We start from the raw sequence: 564 nt of genomic DNA, 5'->3' as shown, positions 1-564 counted from the left end.
AGGTTAATTTTTCAACAAATAAAGTATGAAATAATGCATATTTTGAACGTTTTTATTTAAATAGGTTTTAAATTAGTTTAAATGAACGCAATAAATAACCTTATATGTATAGAAATTAATTTTCGTTTGAATGAAGTATGAAATAATGCATAATGTGATTTTTTATTCCATACAGGTTTAAAAATGTTTTATAAAGTGCTAAAGTTGTGTTTAAAAGGTTAAAAAACAACTATTATTTGCACAAAAGTGCCTTTATAAGAAAAATAGTATGTATATTTCATGAGAAAAAGGAGTATAAAAAATGAAAGTAGTAAATAACTTCCGTGTGATTATGGCGGTAAAGAATATAGATAATGTTGCAGAGTTGGTTAGGATGACAGGGGTAAGTCGTAACTCTATCAATAAGTTGTGGCGTAATGATAATGTGTCGTCTTTAAGAATAGATACATTGCTACCGATCTGTGAAAAGTTAAATGTTAAACTATCGGATTTAATTGAATATATTCCAGATGATAGTGAGACAAAATAATTTAGGGGCTATTCTATCTTTAGATAGCTTGTGTA

1 protein-coding gene is annotated in these 564 nt (G+C 26.8%); it reads left to right on the top strand.

Annotated features, from left to right (window positions below; genetic code table 11):
- Window positions 1–301 precede the first annotated feature (301 nt).
- Window positions 302–529 carry a helix-turn-helix domain-containing protein gene (locus FE392_RS22370; RefSeq protein ID WP_000869766.1) on the top strand — a complete coding sequence of 76 codons (228 nt, stop codon included), beginning with the start codon at window positions 302–304 and terminating at the stop codon, window positions 527–529.
- Window positions 530–564 lie beyond the last annotated feature (35 nt).

This window comes from Xenorhabdus santafensis, assembly GCF_033949405.1.
Lineage (GTDB): Bacteria > Pseudomonadota > Gammaproteobacteria > Enterobacterales > Enterobacteriaceae > Xenorhabdus > Xenorhabdus santafensis.
This window is presented reverse-complemented; position numbering and strand designations above follow the sequence as displayed.